This window comes from Frondihabitans sucicola (assembly GCF_030296615.1).
Taxonomy (GTDB): Bacteria; Actinomycetota; Actinomycetes; order Actinomycetales; family Microbacteriaceae; genus Frondihabitans; species Frondihabitans sucicola.
This window is the reverse complement of sequence record NZ_AP027732.1, coordinates 647561-673748: the sequence shown is the minus strand read 5'-3', so window position 1 is coordinate 673748 and position 26188 is coordinate 647561. Positions and strand designations below refer to the sequence as shown.

The 26188-nt window shown below is 68.7% G+C and carries 26 protein-coding genes and 5 pseudogenes; 22 read left to right on the top strand and 9 right to left on the bottom strand.

Annotated features, from left to right (window positions below; genetic code table 11):
- The first annotated feature begins 15 nt into the window (after nucleotides 1-15).
- The 10 genes and pseudogenes from QUE79_RS03530 (at nucleotide 16) to QUE79_RS03485 (ending at nucleotide 9307) form a co-directional block, all read left to right on the top strand.
- Nucleotides 16-1350, top strand: a complete 1335-nt coding sequence (locus tag QUE79_RS03530) for an ABC transporter substrate-binding protein (protein ID WP_286346829.1) — start codon at nucleotides 16-18, stop codon at nucleotides 1348-1350.
- Nucleotides 1351-1529: 179 nt separating this feature from the next.
- Nucleotides 1530-2336, top strand: a complete 807-nt coding sequence (locus QUE79_RS03525) for a carbohydrate ABC transporter permease (protein WP_286345452.1) — start codon at nucleotides 1530-1532, stop codon at nucleotides 2334-2336.
- Nucleotides 2333-3235 (top strand): carbohydrate ABC transporter permease, encoded by a 903-nt coding sequence (locus QUE79_RS03520; RefSeq protein ID WP_286345451.1) that lies wholly within the window; start codon nucleotides 2333-2335, stop codon nucleotides 3233-3235. Before QUE79_RS03525 ends, QUE79_RS03520 begins: the two co-directional genes overlap by 4 nt.
- Nucleotides 3236-3267: 32 nt before the next feature.
- Complete coding sequence (locus QUE79_RS03515) at nucleotides 3268-4767, top strand: mannitol dehydrogenase family protein (protein ID WP_286345450.1); 1500 nt, start codon at nucleotides 3268-3270, stop codon at nucleotides 4765-4767.
- Nucleotides 4768-4996: 229 nt separating this feature from the next.
- Nucleotides 4997-5347, top strand: coding sequence for a PadR family transcriptional regulator (locus QUE79_RS03510; RefSeq protein WP_286345449.1), 351 nt, complete (start codon nucleotides 4997-4999; stop codon nucleotides 5345-5347).
- 2 nt (nucleotides 5348-5349) lie between these two features.
- The gene (locus tag QUE79_RS03505) at nucleotides 5350-5712 is read left to right on the top strand and encodes a DUF1048 domain-containing protein (RefSeq protein WP_286345448.1); all 363 of its coding nucleotides are present in this window, start codon (nucleotides 5350-5352) and stop codon (nucleotides 5710-5712) included.
- A 24-nt stretch (nucleotides 5713-5736) separates the two neighbouring features.
- Nucleotides 5737-6569, top strand: a pseudogene (locus QUE79_RS03500) (ABC transporter ATP-binding protein).
- Nucleotides 6566-7329, top strand: a pseudogene (locus QUE79_RS03495) (ABC transporter permease). The pseudogenes QUE79_RS03500 and QUE79_RS03495 overlap by 4 nt, the downstream one beginning before the upstream one ends.
- Before the next feature lie 47 nt (nucleotides 7330-7376).
- The gene (locus QUE79_RS03490; RefSeq protein ID WP_286345447.1) at nucleotides 7377-8018 is read left to right on the top strand and encodes a class I SAM-dependent methyltransferase; all 642 of its coding nucleotides are present in this window, start codon (nucleotides 7377-7379) and stop codon (nucleotides 8016-8018) included.
- 50 nt (nucleotides 8019-8068) lie between these two features.
- On the top strand, nucleotides 8069-9307 hold the full coding sequence (locus QUE79_RS03485; protein ID WP_286345446.1) for a glycosyltransferase: 1239 nt from the start codon (nucleotides 8069-8071) through the stop codon (nucleotides 9305-9307).
- 122 nt (nucleotides 9308-9429) lie between these two features.
- Here the strand turns inward: QUE79_RS03485 and QUE79_RS03480 are convergent, their stop codons facing one another.
- Together QUE79_RS03480 and QUE79_RS03475 are read right to left on the bottom strand one after the other, a co-directional pair.
- On the bottom strand, nucleotides 9430-9807 hold the full coding sequence (locus QUE79_RS03480) for a TetR-like C-terminal domain-containing protein (RefSeq protein WP_286345445.1): 378 nt from the start codon (nucleotides 9805-9807) through the stop codon (nucleotides 9430-9432).
- Nucleotides 9808-9864: 57 nt separating this feature from the next.
- Nucleotides 9865-9972, bottom strand: a pseudogene (locus QUE79_RS03475) (TetR/AcrR family transcriptional regulator); the annotation flags it as partial.
- Nucleotides 9973-10222: 250 nt separating this feature from the next.
- Here QUE79_RS03475 and QUE79_RS03470 point away from each other — a divergent pair.
- Nucleotides 10223-10588: a VOC family protein gene (locus tag QUE79_RS03470; protein ID WP_286345444.1), complete on the top strand. Its 366-nt coding sequence runs from the start codon at nucleotides 10223-10225 to the stop codon at nucleotides 10586-10588.
- 69 nt (nucleotides 10589-10657) lie between these two features.
- On the opposite strand, the gene QUE79_RS03465 is transcribed toward QUE79_RS03470, so the two are convergent.
- On the bottom strand, nucleotides 10658-11506 hold the full coding sequence (locus QUE79_RS03465; protein ID WP_286345443.1) for an alpha/beta fold hydrolase: 849 nt from the start codon (nucleotides 11504-11506) through the stop codon (nucleotides 10658-10660).
- 65 nt (nucleotides 11507-11571) lie between these two features.
- Between QUE79_RS03465 and QUE79_RS03460 the strand changes: the two are divergent.
- Nucleotides 11572-11998, top strand: a pseudogene (locus QUE79_RS03460) (winged helix-turn-helix transcriptional regulator).
- Between the two features lie 106 nt (nucleotides 11999-12104).
- On the opposite strand, the pseudogene QUE79_RS03455 reads toward QUE79_RS03460, so the two are convergent.
- A pseudogene (locus tag QUE79_RS03455) lies at nucleotides 12105-13515 on the bottom strand (NAD(P)/FAD-dependent oxidoreductase).
- A gap of 74 nt (nucleotides 13516-13589) precedes the next feature.
- On the opposite strand from QUE79_RS03455, the gene QUE79_RS03450 reads away from it, so the two are divergent.
- From QUE79_RS03450 to QUE79_RS03430, 5 genes are read left to right on the top strand one after another with little or no spacing between them, the layout of a single operon-like run.
- Nucleotides 13590-14822, top strand: a complete 1233-nt coding sequence (locus QUE79_RS03450; protein WP_350271628.1) for an ABC transporter ATP-binding protein — start codon at nucleotides 13590-13592, stop codon at nucleotides 14820-14822.
- Entirely contained in the window at nucleotides 14819-16021 is a 1203-nt protein-coding gene (locus QUE79_RS03445) for a polyamine ABC transporter substrate-binding protein (protein WP_286345441.1), read from the top strand. Before QUE79_RS03450 ends, QUE79_RS03445 begins: the two co-directional genes overlap by 4 nt.
- Nucleotides 16018-16452: a hypothetical protein gene (locus QUE79_RS03440; RefSeq protein WP_286345440.1), complete on the top strand. Its 435-nt coding sequence runs from the start codon at nucleotides 16018-16020 to the stop codon at nucleotides 16450-16452. Before QUE79_RS03445 ends, QUE79_RS03440 begins: the two co-directional genes overlap by 4 nt.
- Nucleotides 16362-16964 (top strand): ABC transporter permease, encoded by a 603-nt coding sequence (locus QUE79_RS03435; protein WP_286345439.1) that lies wholly within the window; start codon nucleotides 16362-16364, stop codon nucleotides 16962-16964. The genes QUE79_RS03440 and QUE79_RS03435 overlap by 91 nt, the downstream gene beginning before the upstream one ends.
- A complete protein-coding gene (locus QUE79_RS03430; RefSeq protein WP_286345438.1) occupies nucleotides 16961-17824 on the top strand; it encodes an ABC transporter permease in 864 nt (287 codons plus the stop codon). The genes QUE79_RS03435 and QUE79_RS03430 overlap by 4 nt, the downstream gene beginning before the upstream one ends.
- Before the next feature lie 24 nt (nucleotides 17825-17848).
- On the opposite strand, the gene QUE79_RS03425 is transcribed toward QUE79_RS03430, so the two are convergent.
- Nucleotides 17849-18322, bottom strand: coding sequence for an Lrp/AsnC family transcriptional regulator (locus QUE79_RS03425; protein WP_286345437.1), 474 nt, complete (start codon nucleotides 18320-18322; stop codon nucleotides 17849-17851).
- 258 nt (nucleotides 18323-18580) lie between these two features.
- Between QUE79_RS03425 and QUE79_RS03420 the strand changes: the two genes are divergently transcribed.
- The 3 genes from QUE79_RS03420 (at nucleotide 18581) to QUE79_RS03410 (ending at nucleotide 21395) form a co-directional block, all read left to right on the top strand.
- Nucleotides 18581-20725, top strand: coding sequence for an MDR family MFS transporter (locus QUE79_RS03420; RefSeq protein WP_434011029.1), 2145 nt, complete (start codon nucleotides 18581-18583; stop codon nucleotides 20723-20725).
- A 71-nt stretch (nucleotides 20726-20796) separates the two neighbouring features.
- Nucleotides 20797-21150 carry a TetR/AcrR family transcriptional regulator gene (locus QUE79_RS03415; protein ID WP_286345436.1) on the top strand — a complete coding sequence of 118 codons (354 nt, stop codon included), beginning with the start codon at nucleotides 20797-20799 and terminating at the stop codon, nucleotides 21148-21150.
- The gene (locus QUE79_RS03410) at nucleotides 21147-21395 is read left to right on the top strand and encodes a hypothetical protein (protein WP_286345435.1); all 249 of its coding nucleotides are present in this window, start codon (nucleotides 21147-21149) and stop codon (nucleotides 21393-21395) included. The genes QUE79_RS03415 and QUE79_RS03410 overlap by 4 nt, the downstream gene beginning before the upstream one ends.
- 28 nt (nucleotides 21396-21423) lie before the next feature.
- Here the strand turns inward: QUE79_RS03410 and QUE79_RS03405 are convergent, their stop codons facing one another.
- Both QUE79_RS03405 and QUE79_RS03400 read right to left on the bottom strand, forming a co-directional pair.
- Entirely contained in the window at nucleotides 21424-22146 is a 723-nt protein-coding gene (locus tag QUE79_RS03405; RefSeq protein ID WP_286345434.1) for an HAD family hydrolase, read from the bottom strand.
- 25 nt (nucleotides 22147-22171) lie between these two features.
- Nucleotides 22172-22567: an SRPBCC family protein gene (locus QUE79_RS03400; protein WP_286345433.1), complete on the bottom strand. Its 396-nt coding sequence runs from the start codon at nucleotides 22565-22567 to the stop codon at nucleotides 22172-22174.
- Nucleotides 22568-22754: 187 nt separating this feature from the next.
- On the opposite strand from QUE79_RS03400, the gene QUE79_RS03395 reads away from it, so the two are divergent.
- Nucleotides 22755-23387: a ScbR family autoregulator-binding transcription factor gene (locus QUE79_RS03395; protein WP_286345432.1), complete on the top strand. Its 633-nt coding sequence runs from the start codon at nucleotides 22755-22757 to the stop codon at nucleotides 23385-23387.
- Between the two features lie 223 nt (nucleotides 23388-23610).
- On the opposite strand, the gene QUE79_RS03390 is transcribed toward QUE79_RS03395, so the two are convergent.
- Both QUE79_RS03390 and QUE79_RS03385 read right to left on the bottom strand, forming a co-directional pair.
- Nucleotides 23611-24099, bottom strand: a complete 489-nt coding sequence (locus QUE79_RS03390) for an FHA domain-containing protein (protein WP_286345431.1) — start codon at nucleotides 24097-24099, stop codon at nucleotides 23611-23613.
- Between the two features lie 312 nt (nucleotides 24100-24411).
- Nucleotides 24412-24759 (bottom strand): hypothetical protein, encoded by a 348-nt coding sequence (locus tag QUE79_RS03385; protein ID WP_286345430.1) that lies wholly within the window; start codon nucleotides 24757-24759, stop codon nucleotides 24412-24414.
- Between the two features lie 242 nt (nucleotides 24760-25001).
- On the opposite strand from QUE79_RS03385, the gene QUE79_RS03380 reads away from it, so the two are divergent.
- Complete coding sequence (locus tag QUE79_RS03380) at nucleotides 25002-26132, top strand: 5-methyltetrahydropteroyltriglutamate--homocysteine S-methyltransferase (protein WP_286346826.1); 1131 nt, start codon at nucleotides 25002-25004, stop codon at nucleotides 26130-26132.
- The last annotated feature ends 56 nt before the right edge of the window (nucleotides 26133-26188 follow it).

Genomic DNA, 26188 nt, shown 5'->3' with positions numbered 1-26188 from the left:
ACGAAGAAGAAGCTGATGGTCGCGACCGGGCTCGGCCTGGTCACGGCCCTCGCCCTGACCGGGTGCGGGGGTGCCGGCGGCTCGAGCGCCTCCGGCGGCTCGAAAGAGGTGAACGTCCTCATGGTCAACAACCCGCAGATGATCGACCTGCAGAAGCTGGCCAAATCGGACTTCACCAAGGAGACCGGCATCAAGGTCAACTTCACCACCCTCCCCGAGGACGACGTCCGCGCCAAGATCAGCCAGGAGTTCTCGGCGCAGGCGGGGCAGTACGACGTGGCGAGCCTCAGCAACTACGAGGTGCCGTCGTACGCCAAGAACGGCTGGCTGAGCCCGCTGGACGACACCGTCGCGAAGTCGAAGGGGTTCGATCAGTCCGACATCCTGAAGCCGATGACGCAGGCGCTGACGGTCGGCGGCAAGGTCTACGCCGAGCCGTTCTACGGTGAGTCGTCGTTCCTGATGTACCGCAAGGACGTCTTCCAGAAGGCGGGCGTGACGCTGCCCGACCAGCCGACCTGGCAGCAGGTCGCCGACGCGGCCGCCAAGGTCGACGGGGTCCAGCCGGGCATGAAGGGCATCTGCCTCCGCGGCCAACCCGGCTGGGGTCAGGTCTTCGCGCCGCTGACCACCGTGGTGAACACCTTCGGCGGCACCTGGTTCGACAAGGACTGGAACGCCCAGGTCAACTCGCCCGAGTTCGTCAAGGCCACGCAGTTCTACGTCGACCTCGTCAAGGCGCACGGCGAGAGCGGAGCGGCACAGGCCGGATTCACCGAGTGCCTGAACGACCTCACCCAGGGCAAGGTGGCCATGTGGTACGACGCCACCTCGGCCGCCGGCAGCCTCGAGGCGGACGACTCGCCCGTCAAGGGCAAGATCGGCTACGTCGCCGCTCCGGTCGACCAGACGAAGGAATCCGGCTGGCTGTACACCTGGGCCTGGGGCATCGAGAAGGCCGGGAAGAACCAGGACGCCGCGGCCAAGTTCGTCGCCTGGGCCTCCAGCAAGAAGTACGAGGACCTCGTCGGCAAGAAGCTCGGCTGGTCGCGGGTTCCCGCGGGCAAGCGTGCTTCGACGTACGAGAACACCGACTACCAGAACGCCACGCAGGCGTTCTACAAGCAGACGCAGACCGCCATCGAGAGCGTCGACCCGAACAACCCCGGCGTCCAGAAGCGCCCCGCGGCCGGCATCCAGTTCGTCGCGATCCCCGAGTTCGCCGACATGGCGACGCAGGTCTCGCAGGAGGTCAGCTCGGCGATCGCCGGCAAGGAGACGGTGCAGCAGGCGCTCGACAAGGGACAGAAGCTGGCTCAGAAGGTCGGCGACAAGTACAAGGGCAAGTAGGCCATGACGACCACCGACGACATCGTGGGTCACGCGCCCGGAAGCTCGGGACCCAGCGCCCCGGGCTTCCGGGCCCCCGGCGGGACGCGGCGCGTCTCGCCCGGGCCGGCGCGTGGGCCAGGCGCGCACCGCTCCTTCCCGCACTGATCTTCCTGGTGCTGGTGACGCAGGTCCCCTTCGTGATCACCATCGTGATCTCGTTCATCTCCTGGAATTCGCTGTACCCGAACGACATCGCGTTCGGTTGGTTCCAGAACTACATCAACGTGTTCACCGACTCGACCATGCGCGAATCGGTGCTGACCACGATCGTGCTGACGGTCGTCGTGGTCCTGGTGAGCCTCGCCATCGGCTTCGCGGTCGCGCTCCTGCTCGATCGCAAGTTCTGGGGCCGCGGCGTCGTCCGGACCATCATGATCGCGCCGTTCCTGATCGTGCCGGTCGCGGCCGCCCTCCTCTGGAAGCACGCGCTGTTCAACCCGTCGTACGGCCTCTTGAACGGCGGACTCCAGTGGTTCTTCGGACTCTTCGGGGCCACAGCACCGCAACCCGACTGGATCTCGAACAATCCGTTGATCGCGGTCGAGGTCGCGCTGATCTGGCAGTGGACGCCCTTCATGATGCTGATCCTCCTGGCCGGACTGCAGAGCCGCCCGCTCGACGTCCTCGAGGCGGCCCGGGTCGACGGCGCGACCGCGTGGCAGATCTTCCGCTACATGACGGTGCCGCACATGCGTCGCTACCTCGAGCTGGCGACACTGCTCGGCGCGATCTACATCGTGCAGAACTTCGACGCCGTCTTCACCATCACCTCGGGCGGGCTCGGCACCGCGAACCTGCCGTACACGATCTACCAGCAGTTCTTCCAGGCGCACGACTACGGCGCCGCGTCCGCCGCCGGTGTGGTGGTGGTCGTCGGATCGCTGATCATCGCGAACTTCGCTCTCCGGAGCGTCTCCACACTCCTGAAGGAGGAGAACCGATGAGCGCACCCAGCATCGCCGGGTCCACGCCGCGAAGCGCGCGGTCCGTCGCGAAGACGAGCACCGGCATCCGGCGTCCCAAGAAGCGTGCCGCGAACGTCTGGCTCGGAGTCGTCGCGTGGCTGATCGGGCTGATCTTCGTCGCCCCCGTGCTGTGGATGATCCTGACCTCGTTCCACAGCGAGACCGACGCCGCGACCAACCCGCCGTCGCTGTTCGCGCCGCTCACCCTGGCGGGCTACGAGAACTTCTTCGGCGCCGGCGGCGCGAGCCCGTGGCCGGCCCTCATCAACTCGGCCACCGCCAGCGTCGTCTCGACCCTGCTCGTGCTGGTCCTGTCGATGCCCGCCGCCTACGCCCTCTCGATCCGGCCGGTCAAGAAGTGGTCGGACGTCATGTTCTTCTTCCTCTCGACGAAGATGCTGCCGATGGTGGCCGGCCTCCTTCCGATCTACCTCATCGCCAAGCAGGTCGGCGCCCTCGACAGCGTGGGGCTCCTGATCGTGATCTACACCTCGATGAACCTGCCGATCGCCGTCTGGATGATGCGGTCGTTCCTGTCCGAGATCCCCGTCGAGATCCTGGAGGCGGCCGCCATCGACGGCGCATCGCTGCCGACGATCTTCCGCAGGGTCATCGTGCCGATCTCGGGGCCGGGGCTCGCCGCGACCGCGCTCATCTGCTTCATCTTCAGCTGGAACGAACTGCTCTTCGCGAGCGTCCTGACCAGCACCCAGGCGATCACGGCGCCGGTCTTCCTGACCAGCTTCGTCACCAGTCAGGGGCTGTTCCTCGCGAAGGTCTGCGCCGCCGCGTTCGCCGTGTCCTTCCCCGTTCTGGTCGCCGGCTTCGCCGCGCAGGACAAACTGGTGCAGGGCCTCTCGCTCGGTGCCGTGAAGTAACGAACCGATCCACCTTTTCAAGGAGTACCACCATGACCGATGTCATCACCCCCGTCCCCCTCCGTCCGGAGAACCTCGACGCGATCGCTCGAGGCGGCGACGTCGCCGTCCCGACCTACGACCGCTCGACCCTCACGACCGGCATCGTCCACTTCGGAGTGGGCGGCTTCCACCGGGCCCACCAGGCGATGGTGCTCGACCGGCTCTTCGCCGAGGGCAAGGCGCTCGACTTCGCCATCTGCGGCGTGGGAGTCCTCGAGCAGGATCGCCGCATGAAAGAGACGATGGACGCCCAGGGCGGCCTCTACACGCTGATGCTCAAGCACCCCGACGGTCGCCGCGAATCGCGCGTGATCGGCTCGATCATCGAGTACCTGTTCGCCCCGGACGACCGGAACGCCGTCATCGAGAAGATGGCCGACCCGTCGACGAAGATCGTCTCCCTCACCGTCACCGAGGGCGGCTACAACTTCCACCAGGTGACGGGCGACTTCGACCTGGGCAACCCGCTCGTGGCCGCCGACCTGGTACCCGGCGCCGAGCCGCAGACGGTCTTCGGACTCGTCGTGGCAGCGCTGCGCCTCCGTCGCGATCGCGGGCTCGAGCCGTTCACGGTGATGTCGTGCGACAACATCCAGGGCAACGGTCACGTCGCCCAGAAGATGTTCACCGCATTCGCCCGGGCGCAGGATCCTGCGTTCGCCGACTGGATGACCGCTCACGTGAGATTCCCCAACTGCATGGTCGACAGGATCACGCCGGTGACGAGCGACGACGACCGCGCGGAGGTGCGGGCGAACCTCGGGATCGACGACGCCTGGCCGGTGGTCGCCGAGCCGTTCTTCCAGTGGGTGCTCGAGGACGACTTCGGACTGGGTCGGCCGCCGTACCAGGACGCCGACGTGCAGATGGTCGACGACGTGGAGCCGTACGAGCTGATGAAGCTCCGGCTGCTCAACGCCAGCCACCAGGGCATGTGCTACTTCGGTTACCTGTCGGGGTACCGCTACGCGCACGAGGCCACGCAGGATCCCGCCATCGCGACGTTCCTGCGCAACTACATGGACCTCGAGGGCACACCGACGCTCAAGCCGGTGCCCGGCATCGACCTCGACGAGTACAAGACCACGCTGATCGAGCGGTTCTCGAACCCCGAGGTGCGCGACACCCTGGCCCGGCTCTGCGCGGAGTCGAGCGACCGGATCCCGAAGTGGCTGCTGCCCGTCGTCCGCGCCAACCTCGAATCGGGCGGCGAGATCTCGCGCTCGGCGGGGATCGTCGCGAGCTGGGCGCGGTACGCCGAGGGCGTCGACGAGTCGGGCGAGCCGATCACGGTCGTCGACCAGCTCGCCGACGAGCTCACCCCGATCGCGCTCACGCAGCGGAACCCCGAGGACCGCCTGGCGTTCATCCGCAACGAGCACCTCTTCGGCGACCTCGCCTCGAACGAGCGCTTCGTCGCCGCCTACGTCGACGCCCTCGACGGGCTGCTCGACGCAGGGGCGCACGCGACGGTCACGCGACTGGTCTGAGCCGGGCGGACACCCACCCCCGCGGGTGCCGGCGGGCGCAGGATCGGGCGCGTGGGCGGGCCGGCGCGGGCCCGGGCGCGTGGTCGGGCCGGCGCAGGCTCGGGCGCGCGGGCGGGGACCCGCCCGCTGCTGCGGCTACCCGCCCACGCCAGAAAGACCCTTGCGCGCGCGGTACTCAGTGTTACTATCTACGAGTAGTCGGTAACACTAAGTAGTGACAAGGAGCCCCGTGAGCAAGCAGACGACCGAGATCCTCAAAGGCACGCTCGAGGGCATCGTGCTGGCGATTCTCGCCGTGCAGCCTGCGTACGGCTACGACATCACGGCGAGGCTGCGCGAGCAGGGGTTCACCGAGATCGCCGAGGGCACCATCTACGCGCTCCTGATCAGGATCGAGCAGCGCGGCCTCGTCGACGTCGAGAAGATCCCCTCCGAGAAGGGGCCGCCGCGCAAGGTCTATTCGCTGAATGCCCGGGGTGGCGACTACCTCGACGAATTCTGGAAGACCTGGGCCTTCCTCTCGGAGCGAATCGAACAGCTCCGCCGTCACATCGAACAGCCACTCGAAGAAGGAGATTGATCATGGCCGCAGGATGGATCGAGCAGGTCACCGGCTCGCTCGACGACAAGAAGCGCTGGCGCCAGTACAAGGCGCGCAAAGAACACCTTCCGAAGAACTACCGAACCGCGATCGAGGGCATCGAGCGCTACTTCATGTTCGCGGGGTCGATCGTCAAGGGCGACGTCCTCGTGCAGATGCTCGAAGACCTCGCCGATCTGATCGAGCAGGCCGCAGCCGACCACACCCCGATCCGGGTCGTTGTCGGCGACGATCCCGTGGAGTTCGCCGACACGTTCGTGCGCAACTACGCCGACGGTCAATGGATCGACAGAGAGCGGAAGCGCCTCACCGACGCCATCGATCAGGCGTCCGCCGAGTCGTGACGGCCCCCTGAAAGGAAGCCCGAGATGATCACGAACGAGGCACCCGAGCCCGCGATCCGGGTCCGGGGCATCGAGAAGTCGTTCAAAGACCTCCCCGTCCTCCGCGGCGTCGACTTCGACGTGGCCGCCGGCAGCATCTTCGCCCTCCTCGGGTCGAACGGTGCAGGCAAGACCACGCTGGTGCGGATCCTCTCGACGCTGCTGAAGGCCGACGGCGGCACCGCCAGCGTCCACGGCTTCGACGTCGCCGCGAGACCCGGCGACGTTCGCGAGTCGATCAGCCTGACCGGTCAGTTCGCCGCCGTCGACGACGTGCTCACCGGCAGGGAGAACCTCGTCCTGGTCGCCAAGCTGCGCCACCGGAAGCAGCCGGGCGTGATCGCCGACGAGCTGCTCGCCCGCTTCTCCCTCATCGAGCCGGGCGGCCGTCCGGTGTCGACGTACTCGGGAGGCCTGCGTCGCCGACTCGACATCGCGATGAGTCTCATCGGCGATCCGCCGATCATCTTCCTCGACGAGCCGACGACAGGGCTCGACCCCGCGGCGCGCATCGACGTCTGGCAGACCATCGAGCGGCTCGCCGACAACGGCACGACGGTGCTGCTCACCACGCAGTATCTCGACGAGGCCGAGCGCCTGGCCGACCGGATCGCGATCCTGCACCAGGGCACCATCATCCAGAACGGCACTCTCGCCGAGCTCAAGAAGCTCCTGCCCGAGGCGCAGGTCGAGTACGTCGAGAAGCAGCCCTCCTCGAAGACGTCTTCCTGGCTCTCGTCGGCGACGGCGCCGAGACCTCCGTTGGGGCCGGTCGCATCGCTGCGGCGGCCCGGTCCGAGAAAGAAGAACTCCGATGACCACCTCTGCCCTCGGCGACACGACCGCGCTGACCGGGCGCTCCCTCCGCCACATCCTGCGCAGCCCCGACACGATCATCACCACCGCGATCACTCCGATCGCGTTGATGCTCCTGTTCGTCTACGTGCTCGGCGGTGCGATCACCACCGGCTCCGACGAGTCGTACATCGACTTCATGCTCCCCGGCATCCTGCTCATCACGGTCGCGTCGGGAATCGCCTACACGGCCTACCGACTCTTCCTCGACCTGCAGGGCGGGATCTTCGAGCGCTTCCAGTCGATGCCGATCGCTCGATCGAGCGTGCTGTGGGCACACGTGCTCACCTCCTCGCCGCCAACCTCAGCTCCGTGGCGATCGTCACCGGTGTCGCTGTCCTGCTGGGGTTTCGCACCGGTGCGAGCGTCGGCTCCTGGCTGGCCGTCGCCGGCATCCTGGTCCTGTTCACCCTCGCGCTGACCTGGCTCGCGGTCATCGCCGGGCTCTCCGCGAAGACGGTCGACGGCGCGAGCGCATTCAGCTACCCGCTGATCTTCCTGCCGTTCATCAGCTCGGCCTTCGTTCCCACCGCGTCGATGCCCGGTCCCGTCGCCTGGTTCGCCGAGAACCAGCCCGTCACCTCCGTCGTCGACACGCTCCGCGGCCTCTTCTCCCAGCAGCCCGTGGGCAGCGACATCTGGATCGCCCTCGCCTGGCTCGCCGGCATCCTCGTCGTCGCCTACGTCGTGGCCGTCACCCTCTACCGGCGTCGGGTCGGGTGACGTCGCCCGCCGCTCCCGGCCCGCGATCCCCGGATACTCTCGAGACGATGAGCGACGAGCTGACAGCACAGACGAGACACGCCTACGACACGGTCGCCAGGACGTACGCGGAGGTTCTTCCCGACATGTCCTTCGAAGACCCACTCGACCTCGCGATGATCGACCACTTCGTGTCGCGGCTGCGGGCGGATGCTCGCATCCTCGACGCAGGATGCGGAGCAGGTCGGATGCTGGCGTACCTCACCAGGCGTTCTGCGTCACTGGCACTCGAGGGAGTCGATCTCTCGCCCGCCATGGTCGCCGAGGCGCGCGCGGCTCATCCGACGTTCCCGATCGACGAGGGAGACGTCGCAGACCTGCCTCACGAGACGGGCGCCTTCGACGGCATCCTCGCCTGGTACTCGATCATCCACACGCCTCCGCGGGCGTCAGGCGGCGTGCTCGAGGAGTTCCACCGGGTTCTGGCACCGGGTGGTCTCCTCCTCGTCGCCTACCAGGCCGGCACGGGTGAGCGCACGAGTTCGCGACCCTACGGCCACGAGGTCGAGCTGCGCACGTTCCTTCACGAAACCGGCGACGTGGTCGCCCGACTCCACCGCACCGGATTCACGGTCCGGGCACGCCTCGACCGCAGCGCCCGCGAGACCGAGAAGCACGATCAGGGCTTCGTGCTCGCCGAGCGGCGCTGAGCAGCAGCCGCTCGGCAGCCTCGCGGCGAGGGCTTCGGTACAGTCGACGCGTGGTCACCGACGAGCCGACACCGCTCCGGATTCTGTTCACCTTCGCGGGAGGGCGCGGCCACCTCAATCCGATGCTGCCGTTGGCCGACGCGCTTCGGGAGGCGGGGCATCTCGTGGCGCTCGCCGGGCAGGGCTCCGTCGTGCAGAACGCCGAAGGATTTGCTCGGCGGTTCCCCGCTGAGCCGACAGCCGACGAGTCGGAAAGCGCGTCGACCGGCGTCCTCGTGCAGCCGGACCTCGCTCACGAGTTCGCCGTCATCGGCAGCTACTTCGTGTCTCAGCTGGGTCGAGCGACCGCGTCGCGAGTGGGCGAAGTCATCCAGCGGTGGCGGCCGCAGGTGGTCGTCTCGGACGAGATGGATTTCGGCGCGATGGTCGCCGCTGAGAGAGCCGGCCTCCCGCGGGTGATCGTCAAGGTCATCGCGTCCGGTGGTTTGACGCGCCGCGGAGACGTCGAGGCTCCGCTGCGCAAGCTGCGACGCGAGCTCGGCCTCGACGAAACCGCGGCAATGGCGGGCCTCGAACGCGATCTGGTCATCGCGCCGTTCCCCCGCAGCTTTCGTGATCCTGCCTTCGCCCTGCCTCCGGGGTCTCTGTCAGTGCGTCCGGCCGAGCCCGTGCCGCCGGAGGCGGGGCGCGAGCCGGATCCTGCCGTGGACTGGCTGCGGGAGGGCGCAGAGGCGACGCGCATCTACGTCACTCTGGGAACGATCTTCAACACCGAGTCCGGCGACCTGTTCCAGCGGATCCTCCGAGGGCTCAGCGGCCTGCCGTCTCGTGTCCTCGCCACGGTCGGCTCGAACGTCGATCCTGGGTCGCTCGGCATTGCCGCCCCGAACATCCGAATCGAACGCTACGTCCCCCAGCGACTCGTTCTCCCCGAGGTGGATCTCGTCGTCAACCATGCGGGGTCGGGGAGCGTCATCGGCGCTCTGAGTCACGGGGTCCCGGTGGTCGCGATCCCCCTGGGCGCGGATCAGCAGCTCAACGCCGACCGCATCGCGGACCTCGGGGTCGGACTCGTCCTCGATCCGGTGACCGCCACCCCCGACGACATCCGCGCGGGCGTGGTCGAAGCGCTCCACTCGCGTCGCCTCCAGGAGCGAGCACTCACCCTGCAGCGGGAGATCGGCTCGTTGCCGCCGGTGGCGTCCGCCGTCCCTCGGATCGAGCAGCTCGTGCGAGTCGACGGCCGGATCGGCCCTCGGAATCGGCCCGCTGTCTCGTCAGCGGACTAAAGCGGTGCGCGCGATCGGAGGGTTGAGGCGACAACCCGACGACCAGGGTCAGCGCGAAGACCCGACGGCCGCTACTCCCCGGGCCAGGCCGGCAGGCCGATCCTGGCGGGTTCGTGACGCGTTCACGGAAGAAAGTCCGCCGCAGCCTCCGCCTCGGCCAGGGACGCCGCCGAGCGGCGGGCTCGCGCCTCGACGCGGTCGAGTGTGTCGTCGCCGTCGGGGAAGACGCCCTCGAGCAAGAACATGGCGAAGCCGTGGGCCGAGGCGGCCACGGCGTAGACGAGCTCGAGCGCCGACGAGTCGTCGGGCCGCAGGCGGCGGGCGGGATCCTGCAGGATCACGAGGACGTCCTGTCCGGCGTCGTCCAAACCCGGATGATCGGCCTTGTCGAGCCCCGCCCGGAAGGTGACCTCGAACAGGGCCCTGTCGGTCACCGCGAAGCGCACGTAGGCGGCGGCGAAGGCGGCGAGCCGGGCCGCGGGATCCTGCTCGCCGGCCATGGCCGCCTCGAAGGCTTTTCGCTGCGCTCGGTAGCCCCGCTCGGCCAGGGCCGCGAGCAGCGCGTCACGGTCGGCGAAGTGCTTGTACGGCGCGGAGACGCTGACGCCGGCCCGCCGGGTGACTTCGGCGAGGGTGAAGCCCCGGGGCCCTCGCTCCGAGATCAGCTCGAGCGCTGCCCGCTCGAGCTCGTTCTTGAGATCGCCGTGGTGACGGCCGGTCGCCCGGCGGGCTTCCGAGGGGGAGTCGCGTCGCGAGTCTCGTTCTGCATCGGTTGCTCCGCCTCTCCGGCTCGGGGCGCCGCCGCGAGGGCGAGCACCGGTCCCTCGAGGTTAATGCCCTTTACGTCGCCGGGGCGGACGCGTAAGGTAAATGATGTTCACCACAGGTGAATGTCATTTACCATAAAGAGGAGACATGGCGTCGTTCACGTTCGACCACGTCGGGCTGTCGGTTGCCGACCTGGACGCACAGCGGGAGTTCTACGCGAGGGCTCTCGACCTGACGGAGGTCGAGGAGCACTTCGAGATGCCCGAGGCCCAGGTGCGCTCGATGATCCTGCGCAGCCCGTCGGGGCTGAAGCTCGAACTGGTCGAGCGCGGAGGGTCGACGGCCCAGGAGTTCGCCGACCCGTACGACGGTGCCCGGCTCCAGGGGTACTTCCACTGGGCCCTCACCGTCGACGACCTCGACCAGGCCCACGGCGACCTGCTCGCGGCGGGCGCGCAGGAGGTCTCTCCCCGGCGGACGCGGTGCGCGTCGGGGCCCGCTTCGCCTATGTGAAGGATCCCGAGGGCAACCTGCTCGAGCTCATCCAGCCGGCCCGGTGACCGCCACCCGGCGTTCTGCCGGTCAGCGCGACTGCCCGGACAGGAGTGGCCGGAGGATCTCCAGCAGCGGCCCGGGAGCGTCGAGCGGGATGATGTGGCCGGCGTCCGGGAGGAGGTGGCTGGTCAGATCGTCGGCCACCGCGGCGAGCTGTCCCGCGGTGGCGGGTCCGACGACCTGTCCGCCGATGGCGACGGTCGGCGGGAGGAGCCGCGAACGGCCGGTCGCATCGGCGATCTGTTCGGCGCCGGTCGGCATGGCCCGGTAGTGCTCGAAGGCGGCGCGGAGCGAGTCGGTCCCCGTGTAGGCGGCCACGAACTCATCCCGGAGTGCCGCATCGATGCCCTGTCCGTCCGCGGTCCCGGCGCGGAGGAAGAAGTCGAGGTACGCGCCCTCGTGCCCGACGAGCACCGACTCCGCCAGCCCGGGGACCGCGTGGAAGCCGAACCACCAGGGCGGGCCTCCGCGGAAGAACTCGTCGGCCCCGGGGAGCCGGCCGATGGTTCCCTCCATCAGAACGAGTCGCGTCACGCGCTGCGGATTCTCCAGGCCGAGGAGGAAGGCCGGTGGAACGGCGGCATCGAGCGCCACCACCGACGCCGATGCGATGTCGAGATGGTCGAGCAGGCCGATCAGATCCCTTGCCACGTTCCTCGGGTCGTACCCGGTGAGCGCCCTCGCGCTGCCGCCGAGCCCGCGCAGGTCGGGGGCGATGACGCGGTTCGTCTCGGCCAGCTCGGGGATGATTCGGCTCCAGACCTTCCAGGTGTGCGGGAAGCCGTGCAGGAGGAGCACGGCGTCGCCTTCTCCGGCGACGGCCACGTGGAGGTCGGTGCCGTTGGTCGGGATCGTCGTTTCGGTCGTGCGTTGCATGCTCAGCCATCCTCTTTCTCGGTTACCATCGGGTACCAGGAAACGATAGGAGACCGCTCTTGGCCATGGAAGACGGCACGTCATCGGCACCTGGTCACCCCGGGGTGACCGCCCCCTCCGGCCGCGGCCGCGGCGACCTGTTCGATCCGAAGTGCCCGACGCGCCTCCTCCTCGACCGGCTCGGCGGCAAGTGGACCTCGATGGCGATCAAGGTGCTCGGCGACGAGTTCCCTGATGAGACGCGCTTCGCCGACCTGAAGCGCCGAATGCCGGGGATCTCGCAGAAGATGCTGGCACAGACGCTGAGGAGCCTCGAACGCGATTCGCTCGTCGCGAGGCGGGTGGAGTCGACCTCCTCCCCGCGTCCATTACGCGCTGACCGAGCTCGGGGCCTCCCTTCGCGAGCCGCTGGCGGCGTTGCGCGACTGGGCTGAGCTCTACATGGCCAGGATCGACGACGCCGGCCTCGCCTGGGACGCCGAGCGCGCCTGAGCCGCGCGCCCGAGGCGTTGCCGGGCCACGAGCCCCTGAGTCGCTACCAGACCGTGATTCCCGAGGCGACGTCAGACGGGGGCATCAGACGGCGACCCGCGGCCGTCTACGAGTCGAAGCCCAATCCGACGGCGTCGAGCGAGCGCAGCAGGAGGTTGCGCCGCCCGCCGTCGTGGTCGGCGCGGTCGAGGGACCAGCGCGTGGCCTGGACGCCGAGGAACGCCAGCGGCTCCGGCGGGAAGGGGAGGGGGCGCTTCCGGACCATCTCGAGCGTCGTGCGCTCGGTCGTCGCCCCTTCGAGGCGGTCGAGCATGACCTCCGCGGCGAAGTGGGTCGAGGCGACGCCGAGGCCGGTGAAGCCGGCGGCCGACGCGACCCGGCCGCCGTGCGTCAGGCCGAAGAACGCGCAGAACTGGGTGGACGTGTCGATGGCCCCCGCCCACCGGTGGCTGAACCGGATGCCGGCGAGCTGCGGAAACGTCGTCAGGAAATGCCCGGCCAGGCGCCGGAAGGTCTCGTCGCGCTGCTCGTACGAGGGTCTGACCCGTCGCCCGAAGTGGTACACGGCGTCGTAGCCGCCCCAGAGAACGCGGTTGTCGCGCGTGAGGCGGTAATAGTGGAACTGGTTGGCGAGGTCGCCGATGCCCTGTCGGTGCGACCAGCCGATCGAAGCGAGCTGGTCGGCGGTGAGCGGCTCGGTCATCAGCACGTAGTCGTAGACGGGAACCGTCATCAGTCGGTCGCGCTTGAGCAGCGACGGGAACACGTTGGTCGCCAGGGCGACGCGCGACGCCCGGACGGTGGCGCGCGCGGTGGCGACGTCGATCCGGGAACCCGACTCGTCGAGCCCGGTCACCTTCGAGTGCTCGAAGATCTCCACCCCGAGGTCGGTCGCCGCGCGGGCCAGCTCTTTCGCCAGCCGGGCCGGGTGGACCAGGGCCGACGAGCGGCGATTCCAGGATCCCGCGAGGTACGTCGGGCTGTCGACCTCGGCGCGCATCGCCTCCTGGTCGAGGAACTCGCCGTCGCCCTCCTTCAGCCACGCGATCTGGTGCTCTTCGACGGCGACGTCGAGGAGCCGTTCCGCTCGAACTGGCAGTCGAGCGACAGCTCCGCGACGGCGTCTTCGATGGCGTCGAGATTCTCGAGGCCGAGACGATCGAGGACGGGCAGCTCGTCCGGCCACCGCGCCTCGCCGTTGCCCTCGCCGTGGGTGAGGCTCGCTTCACAGAAGCCTCCGTTGCGGCCGGACGCGGCCCAGCCGACGGTCTCCCCTCGAGCAGGACCACCCGGGATCCTGGGTCGCGCTGCTTCGCCCGGATCGCCGTCCAGAGCCCGCAGTAGCCGCCCCCGACGACCACGAGGTCGGCCTCGAGTCCGGCGGACAGGTGCGGGTAGCGGGTCTCGTCGCCGACGTCCTCGAGCCAGAAGACCGAGTGCCGGGTCGAGGCCAGGGCCTCGTCGACGAGCCTCGCCTCGGCGGGACGGCGCTCGAAGACGGTCGGTTGCTGAGCCACGGGGCTCCTCTCGGCGCGGACGCGCTTTCGTGGGGTGCTGCCTTGATTGCTGCTGAAAACGTAGTGGAAACTGAATGAGACGGTGGATTGCGTCGATCAGACCGCCTAAGGCGATTGAAACAGTCGTCCGCGCCAGTATAGGATCGTGCCCACCCCGGGCGACAGCATCGGCCGGGGCGCCGGCTCCTCCTCCTTCCGCGTTCCAGTCGACCCGAGGCGAGACAGATGACAGTGGCTTCCGAGACCAGCACCATCCGCGCGGGGGCGCCCGAGTCCGGGATGGATCTCGCCGTGCCGGCCGTCCGCCTCGACGGCGTCGGACGCCGGTTCGGCGACGCGATCGCCGTGTCGAACATCGACCTCGAACTCGCTCAGGGGAGTTCTTCGCGCTGCTCGGCCCGTCCGGTTGCGGCAAGACGACGACGCTGCGCATGGTGGGCGGGTTCGAGACGCCGAGCCAGGGGCGCATCGAGCTGGCCGGCCGAGACGTCACCGGACTCCCGCCGTATCGTCGCGACGTCAACACCGTCTTCCAGTCCTACGCCCTGTTCCCCCACCTGAGCGTGTTCGACAACGTCGCGTACGGGCTGCGACGACACAGGGCGGACCGCTCGACGACCCGATCCCGCGTCGGGCGCTACCTCGAGATGGTCGGTCTGCGCGGTTTCGACAAGCGCACTCCGGCGGCCCTCTCCGGCGGACAGCAGCAGCGCGTCGCCCTGGCCAGGGCTCTCGTGAACGAGCCGAAGGTGCTCCTGCTCGACGAGCCCATGGGCGCTCTCGACGCGCGCATCCGCAAGACGATGCAGGTCGAGCTCAAGCGGATCCAGCGAGAGGTCGGCATCACGTTCCTCTACGTCACGCACGACCAGTCCGAGGCGATGGCCATGGCCGACCGCCTCGCGGTGATGCGCGCCGGGCACTGCGAAGACATCGGCTCGCCGGATCGCGTCTACGACCGCCCGGCCACCCGGTTCGTCGCCGACTTCCTCGGCACCTGCAACCTCCTGCCGAAGGCGCCGGGCGAGACCTCCCGCCGGGGCATCCGTCCCGAGAAGCTGCACCTGCACCGGGTCGGCGGCGACGACGTACCGACCGGCGAGCGGGTTGCGGCCAGGGTCGTCACCGCGACCTACTTCGGTGCCAGCAGCGAGTACCTCGTCCAGACGTCCGCCGGAGACTCGCTGATCGTCTACGCGCAGAACGTCCACGACTCGTCGCGCGCCCGCGAGGGCGACGAGGTCGAGGTCGGCTGGTCGGCCGACCACGCGTTCCCGCTTCCCGACGCCGAGCCCGACGCCGCGTGAGCCGCGCGCACGAGACCCGCTTCTCGCGGCGGGCCGTCCTCCGGGCGGGGCTCGCCGGGGCAGGCGCCGTGTCGCTGTCCGCGTTCCTGAGCGCCTGCGGCATCGAGGGCTCGATCGCGCAGCAGGCCGCGACGAAGGTCGACTGGTCGAAGTACTGGGCGGGTCAGAAGAAGACCGGCACACTCGATTTCGCGAACTGGCCGCTCTACATCGACCAGACCCACGGGAAGTCGAAGTCCCTGGCGCTGTTCGAGAAGGCGACCGGCATCAAGGTCGACTACCAGGCGGTGATCCAAGACAATGCGACTTTCTACGCCACGGTGTCACCGCTCCTGCGCGCCCACGGATCCACCGGCTACGACATCGTCGTGATGACGAACGGGTGGGAGCTGACCGAGATGATCCAGAACGGCTTCGTCGCCGAACTCGACCACTCCAGACTGCCGAACTTCGCGAAGTACGCCGCCGCGAACGTCACGAGCCCGAACTACGACCCCGGCAACAAGCACAGCGTCGTCTGGCAGACGGGCTTCACGGGCATCGCCTACAACACGAAGCTCATCGATCGCGAGATCACCTCGTTCGAGGACCTCGCGGATCCGGCCTTCGCGGGTCACGTCGGCATGATGAGCGACAACACGGAGCTCGGCAGCGCGGCGCTCCTGGCCACCGGCGTGAAGCCGGCCGACTCGTCACCGGCCGACTGGCGGAAGGCCGCCGCCTGGTTGAAGAAGCAGCGCCCGAACGTCTCCGGCTACTACGACCAGAGCTACATCGACAAGCTCGAGAACGGTGACACCTGGATCTCGCAGGCCTGGTCGGGAGACGTGTTCCAGGCGCAGCAGTCGGGGTTCCCGCACATCAAGTTCGTCACGCCGAAAGAGGGCCAGATGATCTGGCACGACAACATGATGATCCCGAGGCAGGCGGCGCACCCGGTCGACGCCCTCGAGTGGATGAACTTCTACTACACGCCGAAGATCGCGGGGCTGGTCGAGGACTGGGTGAACTACGTCTGCCCCGTCCCCACCGCTCAGGCCTACATCGCGGGTGCGCTCGACGACGCGACGGTCGCGAAGAGCCCGCTGATCTTCCCCAGCGCCGAGGTCGAGGCGGCCTCGAACGAGTTCTACGTCTACGAGAACTACGACGAGTACGAGGAGTGGAACACCGTGTTCAACCCCATCATCCAGTCATGACGGCCACGGCTCCCGACCTGAGCACCGCCGCGATCGGGACGGCAGGATCCCGGGGTCCTGGCCCGGGCAGAGCGGGCCGCCGCTCCCGCCGCGCTGCGCCCTACCTGCTGAGCCTTGCGGGCGGTGCCTGGCTGCTGGTCCTGTTCGTCATCCCCCTGGTGTCCGGGCTGATCGTGTCGCTGATGTCCGGCAACCCCGAGAAGGGCTACTCGCTCACCTGGAACTGGAGCGTGTACTCGAACCTGTTCGTCGACCCGGCCGTGCCCTACCTCACGTTCTTCGTCCGGTCACTGATCTACGGGGTGCGGCGACGCTCATCACGATCCTGCTCGGCTACCCGATGGCGTACTTCCTGGCCTTCCGCGTCTCGCCCCGGTGGCGCAACACACTGCTCTTCCTCGTGCTGCTCAGCTTTCTCGTGTCGTTCGTGATCCGGATCGACATGTGGGCGTTCATCCTGGCCGACCAGGGGCCGGTGCTCACCTTCCTGCGCGAGATCCACCTCGCCTCGAAGGGCTTCCACATCCTGGGCACCCCGGCAGCGGTCATCGGCGGCGACGCGTACAACGACCTCGCGTTCATGGTCCTCCCGATCTACGTCGCCCTCGAGAAGATCGACTCGCGCTTCCTCGAGGCGGCCGGCGACCTCTACTCCGAGCCGCGTTCGGTGTTCCGTCGGGTGGTCTTGCCGCTGTCGCGCTCCGGCGTCTTCGCGGGCGTCCTGCTCGTCTTCATCGACACCGTCGGCGATCCCGTCGACGCCTCGCTGCTCGGTGGCACGAACACGTACACGATCGGCCAGGCAATCCAGGACGCCTATCTCACCAACCAGCAGTACAACGTCGCCGCTGCGCTCTCGACCGTCCTGATGGTCGTGCTCGGGATCATCCTGTTCGTCTACGCGCGGATCGCGGGCACCGAGAACGTCGAGAACCTCGTATGACCACCACAGTCGAGCGCCCCCGAGAGACCCGGTCGCAGGATCCCGAGATGGTCGAGCCCCGGCGCCGGCGCCGGCCGATCCTGCCCCTCGTCTACTGGATCGTGACGGGCATCACCCTGGTCCCCATCGCCTTCATGGTCGTCTACAGCTTCAACGACGTGCCGACCGGGCGGATCAGCTTCCACTGGAGCGGCTTCACGCCCTACTGGTACATCAACCTCGGCCAGGTGTCGGGCCTGACGCAGGCGTTCGTCACCTCGGTCGAGATCGCGCTGCTCTCGGCGGTCATCTCGATCGTCCTCGGGGTGCCGCTGGCGTTGGCGCTGGAGCGCTACCGGTTCCTGCTGCGCGGGCCGCTGAACGCCACGGTCTACGCCGACATCGCCGCACCGTCGATCGTCGTGGGCGCGGCATCGCTGTCGTTCTTCCTGTCGGCCAGCGTGTCGACCGGGTTCCTGACGATCCTGCTCGTCCACGTCGCGTTCAACCTCGCCTACGTCGTGGTCGTCCTGCGCGCCAGGCTCTCCGGCGTCGGCACCGCCCTCGAGGAAGCGGCCGGAGATCTCGGGGCGCCGCCCTTCGTCGCGTTCCGGACGATCACGCTGCCTCTCCTGCTGCCGGGAATCATCGCCGGCGGGATGCTGTCGCTCGCGATGTCGATCGACGACTACGTGATCACGAGCTTCGTCGCCGGGCCGTCGGTCACCTTCCCGCTCTTCGTCTACGGCGCCGCGAAGGTCGGACTGCCGCCGCAGGTGCTGTGCTTCGGCACGATCATCTTCGCGGTGGGGCTGCTCGCGGCGCTGGTGAACGGTTTCATCACCCGGCGAGCGCCGCGGGCCGCCGTCGACGACGGATAGGTCGGGCCAGGTCGGCGGTCGGTGCTACCGGGTGCCCCAGTTGTAGAGCTGCTTGTGCAACTTGAGGTAGACGAAGGTCTCGGTCGACGCGACGCCCGCGAGGGTCCGGATCTGGTCGTTGAGCAGTTCGAGGAGATCGTCATCGTTCTCGCACACGACCTCGACGAGCAGGTCGAAGGTGCCCGCCGTGAGCACGACGTAGTCGACGCCGGGGAGCGTCGCGAGGGCATCGGCGACGATCCGGGTGTCGCCGGTCGCGCGGATGCCGATCATGGCCTGGCGGTAGAAACCGAGCTGCAACGGATCGGTGACCGCGACGATCTGCATGATGCCCGACTCGGTGAGCCGCTGCACCCGTTGGCGCACCGCGGCCTCGCTCAGCCCGACGGCCTTCGCGATGTCGGTGTAGGAGCGTCGGCCGTCCTCCTGCAGCTGCTCGATGATCGCCTTGGACGTGTCGTCGAGCGGAATGGGCGCTGTCCGTGCGGGAGTCGTCACTCGACGATTATCGTTCCTGCGGCCACGGTCGACAAGCGATATCGATGCGAGTGCCGCTCACTTCCACCGAATCAGTGGTGCGTGTGCTCGAATTCGCGGATGCAGCGAAGCCAGGATCGAGAAAGAATTGCGTTGCGTGCACAAATGCGAGTCGTGTAAAGTTGCAACCCTGCAATAACCCCTGTTGCTGCACCGAACCGCGATACGATCGCGATCCTGCCGACAGCCCCCAGCCGAACCACCCACGAAAGAATACGCATGTCCACTGCCACAGCGCCCACTGCGGTGCACTCCGGCCGCCCGGCCGACAACGCCGAGGGCGGTGCGCGGCGGCCGATCATGAGCCACCGCCAGATCCTCCTCGTCATCTACGGCCTCATGGCCGGGATGTTCCTCTCCGCTCTCGACCAGACCGTCGTCGGAACCGCCATCCGCACCATCGGCGACGACCTCCACGGTCTCGACCAGCAGGCCTGGGTCACCACGGCCTACCTGATCACGTCGACCATCGCCACCCCGATCTACGGCAAGCTCTCCGACCTCTTCGGTCGCCGGCCGCTCTACATCTTCGGCATCGTCGTCTTCATCGCGGGCTCGCTGCTGTCGTCCTTCTCGACGTCCATGCTCATGCTGGCCGGATTCCGCGCCATTCAGGGCATCGGCGCCGGTGCGCTCATGTCGCTGCCTCTGGCGATCATGGGCGACATCCTCGCCCCGCGGGAGCGAGCCAAGTACCAGGGCTACTTCCTCGCCGTCTTCGGCATCTCGAGCGTCATCGGCCCGCTGATCGGCGGTCTCTTCTCCGGCGCGCACCAGATCCTGTTCATCAGCGGCTGGCGCTGGGTCTTCCTCGTCAACGTGCCGATCGGCATCGCCGCCCTCCTCATGGTCCTGGCGTTCCTGCACCTTCCGAAGGTCGGCGAGAAGCGATCGCCGCGCATCGACTGGTGGGGTGCCACCTCCGTGGTCGTCACCCTGGCCCCGCTTCTCCTCGTGGCCGAGCAGGGCCGCACCTGGGGATGGGGTTCCGGCCTCGCCATCGCCTGCTACGCGATCGGTCTCGCCGGTCTGGTGTCGTTCCTCGTCGCCGAGACCCGCATGAAAGACGACGCGATCATCCCGCTGAAGCTGTTCCGTTCCGGCACCTTCTCGATGGCCACGCTCCTCGGCTTCCTCGTCGGATTCGCCATGTTCGGCGCCATGCTGACCATCCCGCTCTACCTGCAGATCGTCACCGGTCTCACGCCGACCGAGTCCGGCTTCGCGACGCTGCCGATGATCGGTGGGCTGATGATCGCCTCGATCGTCTCCGGGCAGATCGTCTCCCGGACCGGCCGCTACCGCATCTTCCCGATCATCGGGACGGCGTTCACCGCGATCGGCTTCCTCGTCCTGACCTTCATGACGATCGACCGGCCGCTCTGGTTCCTGATGATCGGCATGTTCTTCATCGGCCTCGGCCTCGGCCAGCTGATGCAGACGATCACCCTCGCCTCGCAGAACTCCGTCTCTCCGCGCGACATGGGCGTGGCGACGTCGTCGTCCACGTTCTTCCGTCAGATCGGCGGAACGCTGGGAACCGCGGTCCTGCTCTCGGTCCTGTTCTCGCTGATGCCGACGAACATCGTGCACGCGATGGCCGACAAGCACGACCTGACCAGCGCCCTCGACGCGGCAGTCACCCCGCAGGTGGCGACCGCGAGCAAGAACGCGGGCGTCATGAAGCAGATCTGGAACCCGATCGTGAAGCCGATCAAGAGCCAGGTGCAGTCGGGTCTCGACAAGGGGACCACCGCCGCGAAGCAGGCCGCCGACGCGGCCGTGACGAAGCAGGTGACCGCCGCCGTCGCGCAGCAGGTCGCCGCGGGAACCCTTCCCGCCTCGGCACAGGCGACCGTGATCGCGCAGCAGGTCGCCACCGCCAAGCCGGCCGCGGAGGCCGCCGCGCTCACGACAGCGGCCTCGCAGGCGCACGCCTCCGTAGTGAACGGCGCCCTGGCCGTCAACTGGTCGGACGCCTCGCAGCGCGAGTACTACGTCGGCAAGGTGGTCCCGACCCTCGTGAAGCAGCTCGACAAGGGGACCTCGTCGGGCAACTCCTCGTCGGCCAGCAGCACGAGCGACACGTCGTTCCTGAACGGTGCCGACGCCCGACTGACCAGGCCGTTCATGAGCGGCTTCAACGCCTCCGCCGTGAGCATCTACTGGGTCGGCCTCGGCGTGGTCCTGCTCGCCTTCATCCTGTCGCTGTTCTTCAAGGTGCCGCCGCTGCGCCAGCACTCGGCCCTGCAGGAGCAGGCGAACACGGGCGAAGAAGCCGGCCTCCCGGCCGAACCGGCGCCTGCCGTCCCCGGCGCCGGGTCACCCGCCGGCGCCACCACCACCCCCACCCAGCGGCAGTAATGCCGCCTGCGCGGCCCGCCGGCAACGAGCCGGCGGGCCGCGCAGGATCACGTCGACCTCGGGAGACACCCGTGACAACCACAGCACCGGACACCGCTGCTCCGGCCGATACCGAGACCCTCCGCGAGCGGAAGAAGCAGCGGACCAGACAGCTGCTCCACACGACCGCGATGGAGCTCGTGCTCGAACGAGGTCTCGCCGGCGTCACGGTCGAGGAGATCTGCGCCACCGCCGACGTCTCGACGCGCACCTTCTTCAACTACTTCTCGTCGAAGGCCGCCGCCGCGGTGGGGCTCACCCCGCCCGTGGTCCGCGCCGACGTGCTCGAGAACTTCCACGCGCGCCAGGGGATGCCGGCATCGTCGCCGACCTGTGCCGCGTCGTCGCCGAGACGATCGATCTCCCGCCCGACCGGGCCCAGATGAAGCAGCTCATCGATCTCCGACCCGAGCTCGTGCCCACCATGCACGCCTGGATGTCGGAGATCCGCGAGCAGATCCAGTCCGCGGTCGCGGCGCGGATCGGCGAAGACACGTCGCACCTGGCGGTGGCGCTGGTCATGAGCGCCTTCATGGTGTTGATGCACGGCCCCTCCGTCTCGTCCCGCGAAGAGCTCGCCGACCGGCTCGTGAGCACCGTCGAGAAGATGGTCGCCCTGGCGCAGGCCTGAGCCGTGCTGCCGGGGCCTCCCGGCGAGACTAGGCGGTCTCGCGAGGTGCGACCGGCACGGCGGGTTCGATCGCGAACTCGGGCAGGTCGCGCAGGTCGCCGATGACCGTCGCGGCTCCCGCGGCGGTGAGGGTCTCGGCCGCCTTGGCGTCGAGCCCGGCCGCGTAGCCGACGACGGTCGCGCCCGCCGCCACGCCCGCGCGCACCCCCGTCGGCGTGTCCTCGACGACGACGCAGCGGTCCGGCGCGACGCCGAGGCTCGAGGCCGCGAGAAGGTAGACGTCGGGCGCCGGCTTGCTCCGGGCGGTGTCCATGCCGCTGAAGGTCCGGCCCTCGAAGAACTCGATCAGGCCGACCTTCTCCAGCTGCAGGTGCACCTTGTGGAGGTCGGCGCCCGAGGCGACGGCGATCCGATCGCCGTAGACCCCGGCGATCTCGCGCACGACGTCCGGCGCTCCGTCGACGGCGACCAGTCGGTCGGCCAGGGCGACGTTGCGACGCTCGCGGAACTCGGCGATCCACTCGTCGCCCACGGTGACACCCGTGTGGGACGCGATGACCCCGAGCTCGTCTTTGATCGCCTTTCCGATGAAGCGGTCGACGCACTCCCGGGCGCTGATCTGCCAGCCGAGCTCGATCAGCATGTCGCGCAGCACGCCGTTCGTGATCGGCTCGGAGTCGACGAGGACACCGTCGCAGTCGAACAGGATCGCGTCGAACAGGGGGCGGGCTGCGGGAGGGCTGGTCGTCATGGTGCCCCCAGCCTTGCAGATCGGGCTACGACTCGACGAGGCCCGCCAGCCGCGCGAGGTCGTCGCCCACGGCTCGGACGTCGGCCGCGAACTCGTCGTCGCTCATCCCGTCGCGCTGGAACACCGAGAAGACGACCTCGCTGCCGTCGTCGTTGCTCAACACGCGGAAGGGGTTCCGCACGGTGGTGCCGTCCGGCAGGATCACGTCGTGGTCGAGGATCCCCGCCTCCACCGGGCCCGTGAACCGGACCTCGACCGCCCCCATCGGCGAGTCGGTGATCCAGTGCTCGCCCTCTCGGCGGATGCCGCTGCTCAGCCCCGCCGCCCACCTCGGCAGCTGCGCAGGATCTCCGGCCACCAGCGCGACCGCCTCGGGCGTCGCTCGGATCGTTCGCGTGACGTGTTCGACGTGCCAGGTCATGCCCTCCACCGTGGCACGGCTGACGCGCTCGCACGACCCCTGGTTTCGGTCACCGATCGAGACCGCGCCCGGGTTCGGCGTGGGAAACCCAGGGTGTGCCGTCGGCACCGGTGCCGACGCAGGGTCGTCGCTACACTGACCGAGGAAGCGAGCGGCGACGGGCGCCGCGCCTTTGGGAAGGGGCTCCGTGCCGACTCAGGAGCGAGCCGTCGTCACGAGGGCCTCGATCGTCCAGGGCGCTGCCGTGGTGTTCGACGAGCGGGGCTACGCGAACGCGTCGCTCGACCTCATCGCCGAACAGGCGAATGTGACTCGCGGTGCCCTCTACTTCCACTTCAAGGCCAAGGACGCACTGGCGAACGCCGTCATCGAAGAACAGCACCGGATCTCGCGGAGCTACGCCGAGCACGCGCTGACCGAGGCACGAAGCGCGCTCGAGGGAATGATCCGCATGAGCGCGGGCCTGGCCCGCCAGCTCACCACCGAGGTCGTGGTGAGCGCCGGGATCCGGCTGACCACCGACGGGACCGCGTCCGAGCTGTCCGCCAAAGATCCGTACCGCGACTGGATGGACACGTTCGTAACGCTCATCGGCCTGGCCATCGAGCAGGGCGACTTCCGCGACGACGTCGATCCCGTCCGGGTCGCCGGCTTCATCATCCCCGCGTACACCGGCGTGCAGCTCGTCTCCGACACCCTCCACGATCGCGCCGATCTCTTCGAGCGCGTCTCCGACCTGTGGAGCCTGCTGCTCCCCGGGCTCGTCCGACCGGAACGGCTCGCCGACGCGACCGCCCTGCTGACTCTCGTCGCGCCCTGACGCGGGTTGCCGCGATCCTGCCCCCAGTTCTGGGTGAGACAAAACGGGCCGATCGGATTGTTTTGCCGAACGAGCGCGGTTAGTCTTGCCGCGAGGAACACTGGCGGACTCACCAGCCGTCGGCCAGGGGCGTCGCGTGACCCCGCACGCGGCAACGGGATCAGGGCGCTCGCCGCGTGAATGGAACGCGGCGGCCCTGCTCCTTCTGGGACGAGCAGCCGAGCTAGCTCGCCTGCGCCGGCTGGTGCGCGCCCTCGCCACCCGCGCGTCCGCCGCCGGGGCGTCCGTGATCGGCGTTCTCCTCGCGGTAGTACGACATCGACCAGTCGCCGAGTTCGACCGGCGACCCGGTGCGCAGGATGCCCTCGTCCGCGAGCCCCGCGGAGTCCAGGAGCGGCCCGTTCTGCTCCGAGTCCGCGACGACGTGCGCCAGGACGTACTCGTCGTCATCGGTGTGCTCGATCTCGGCGTGGAACGGCTCGAGACCGGCGAGTTGCAGGTCCATGTCGTCGGCGGAGCCGATTCGGGTCGTGCCGATCAGCAGGTCGAACTCGCGTGGTGGCGTGCCGTCCCAGTTCTCACCCACCTTGAAGATGAGCCGCGGGCGACCCGCCCCGAAGGCCGCGTGCGTGCTGGCCGGTGCGTTGCCCCGGTCGTGGGTGTCGCTGCCCGCGGGCTCTTCGGCGTCGACGCCTGTCGGACTGCCTGCCATGATCGGCCTCGTTCTCTCGGTCTGCCGGGGACGCGCTCGCCGTTCGGCCGTGCGCGACTGTGTTCGGTGAACGGTAGGTCGACTCGCCCGGGTCGGCTCGCAGGCGGCGACATGCACGGGCAGTTGTCAGGTGCGGCCCGCGGCCGGACGACGTCCCACGGACGTCGCTCGAACAGGTCGTCGAGACGTTCCAGCCGCGAACCCGGAGCGCTTTCATCCCCGCCACCGCGTCCTGCGATGCCGATTCGTTCGTCTCGAAGGCGAGCCAGGCGCACTCGAGACCGAGCTGCTCGGTGGGGCCCGTGAGGTCCCTCAGTGGTGCGCCAGGGTCTCGAGCGCGATGACGGCACTGCCGATCACGACCTCTCCGAGGAGCACGCAGAGCTTCTGCCAGGCGGGGAGCGAGATGCGGCGCACGGCGAGATAGCCGACGACGACCAGCGTTCCGAGCAGCACGCCAACCGAGGCGCGAAGCGCGACCGGGACCGTCCAGACCTGCAGGGCGGCCAACCCGAGGAACACCATGGGCAGCAGGATCACGCCGATCGAGCCGATGCTGACCCTCACCATGTGTCGCAGCTCCGGCCCCGTCGTCACGCGCGCGTGCACGGTGAGGTGGCTGAGGAAGTCGGCCAGGAACACGGCCAGCAGGGTGCCCACGACGCCGATCAGCAGGGTGAGCGCGGCCGCACCGGCGGTGTTCTCGCCGGCGTGGGTGTTGAGCGTCAGGACCAGCGCCAGGCTCGTGAACGTGACGTAGATGCGCTCCTTGAGGGCTTCCCCTGTGCTCCCGTGTCGAGGATGCTCCGCCGTCTTCGGCGTCGGGATCGGGATCGGGATCGGCCGGTCGTCGAGGGGTGCGCGTCACCCGACAAGACTAGGGACACGCCCCAGAGCGCGCCATAAGGTACAGGGGTGACTTCGACTCCCCGTTCCGGGCCGACATCGTCGGCAGTTTTCTCCGTCCGGCCACCATCAAGCAAGCACGGCTCGACCGCGACGCGGGTGTGATCACGGCGGCCGAGCTCACGGCGATCGAAGACGACGAGATCGCCGCGCTCGTCGCCGAACAGCGCGCGGCCGGGCTCGAGGTCGCGACCGACGGCGAGTTCCGGCGCGGCTGGTGGCACTTCGACTTCTTCGGCATGCTGAACGGGGTCGAGATCGTCGAGCAGGAGCACGGCATCCAGTTCACCGGCGTCGAGACGAAACCCCACGGCATCCGCGTGACGGGGCCGATCTCGTTCCCGGCCGATCACCCGATGCTCGAGCACTTCCGCAAGCTGGCCTTGGCCGTCGCGTCCTCCGAGACGGCCGCAACGCCCAAGATGACCATCCCGGCCCCGTCGGTGCTGCACTTCCGTCTCGGGCGCGATGCCGTCGATCCTGCTGTCTACACCTCGCGCGACGCGCTCTTCGACGATCTGGCCGCGGCCTATCGCGCTGCCATCGCGGCGTTTTACGACGCGGGCTGCCGGTACCTGCAGTTCGACGACACCGCCTGGGCGTACCTCTGCTCGCGCGACGAGCTGGCCGGCGCACGCGAGCGCGGCACCGACACGGATGGGCTCGCCGAGGCGTACGCGGCCCTGATCAACGCGTCGCTCGCCGGGCGGCCAGGCGACCTGACGATCACGACGCACGTGTGCCGCGGCAACTTCCGCTCGACCTGGATCTCGTCGGGCGGCTACGAGCCGATCGCCGAACAGCTCCTGGCGGTCTGCGACTACGACGGCTACTTCCTCGAGTACGACTCCGATCGCGCCGGCGGGTTCGAACCGCTCCGGTTCCTGCCGGTCGGCGACAAGGTCGTCGTCCTGGGGCTGGTGACGACGAAGACGGGTGCCCTCGAAGACCCGTCCGACATCCAGCGCCGGATCGACGAGGCCGCCGAGTTCGCGCCGCGCGACCAGCTCGCGCTGAGCCCGCAGTGCGGCTTCGCGTCGACCGAGGACGGCAACGACCTCACCGTCGACGAGCAGTGGGCGAAGATCCGCGAGGTCGTCTCGGTCGCTGCGGCCGCCTGGGTCTAACTGCCCTGCCCGCTGCCCGCTGCCGGCTGCCGGCTGCCGCCTGCCGCTCGGCGCCG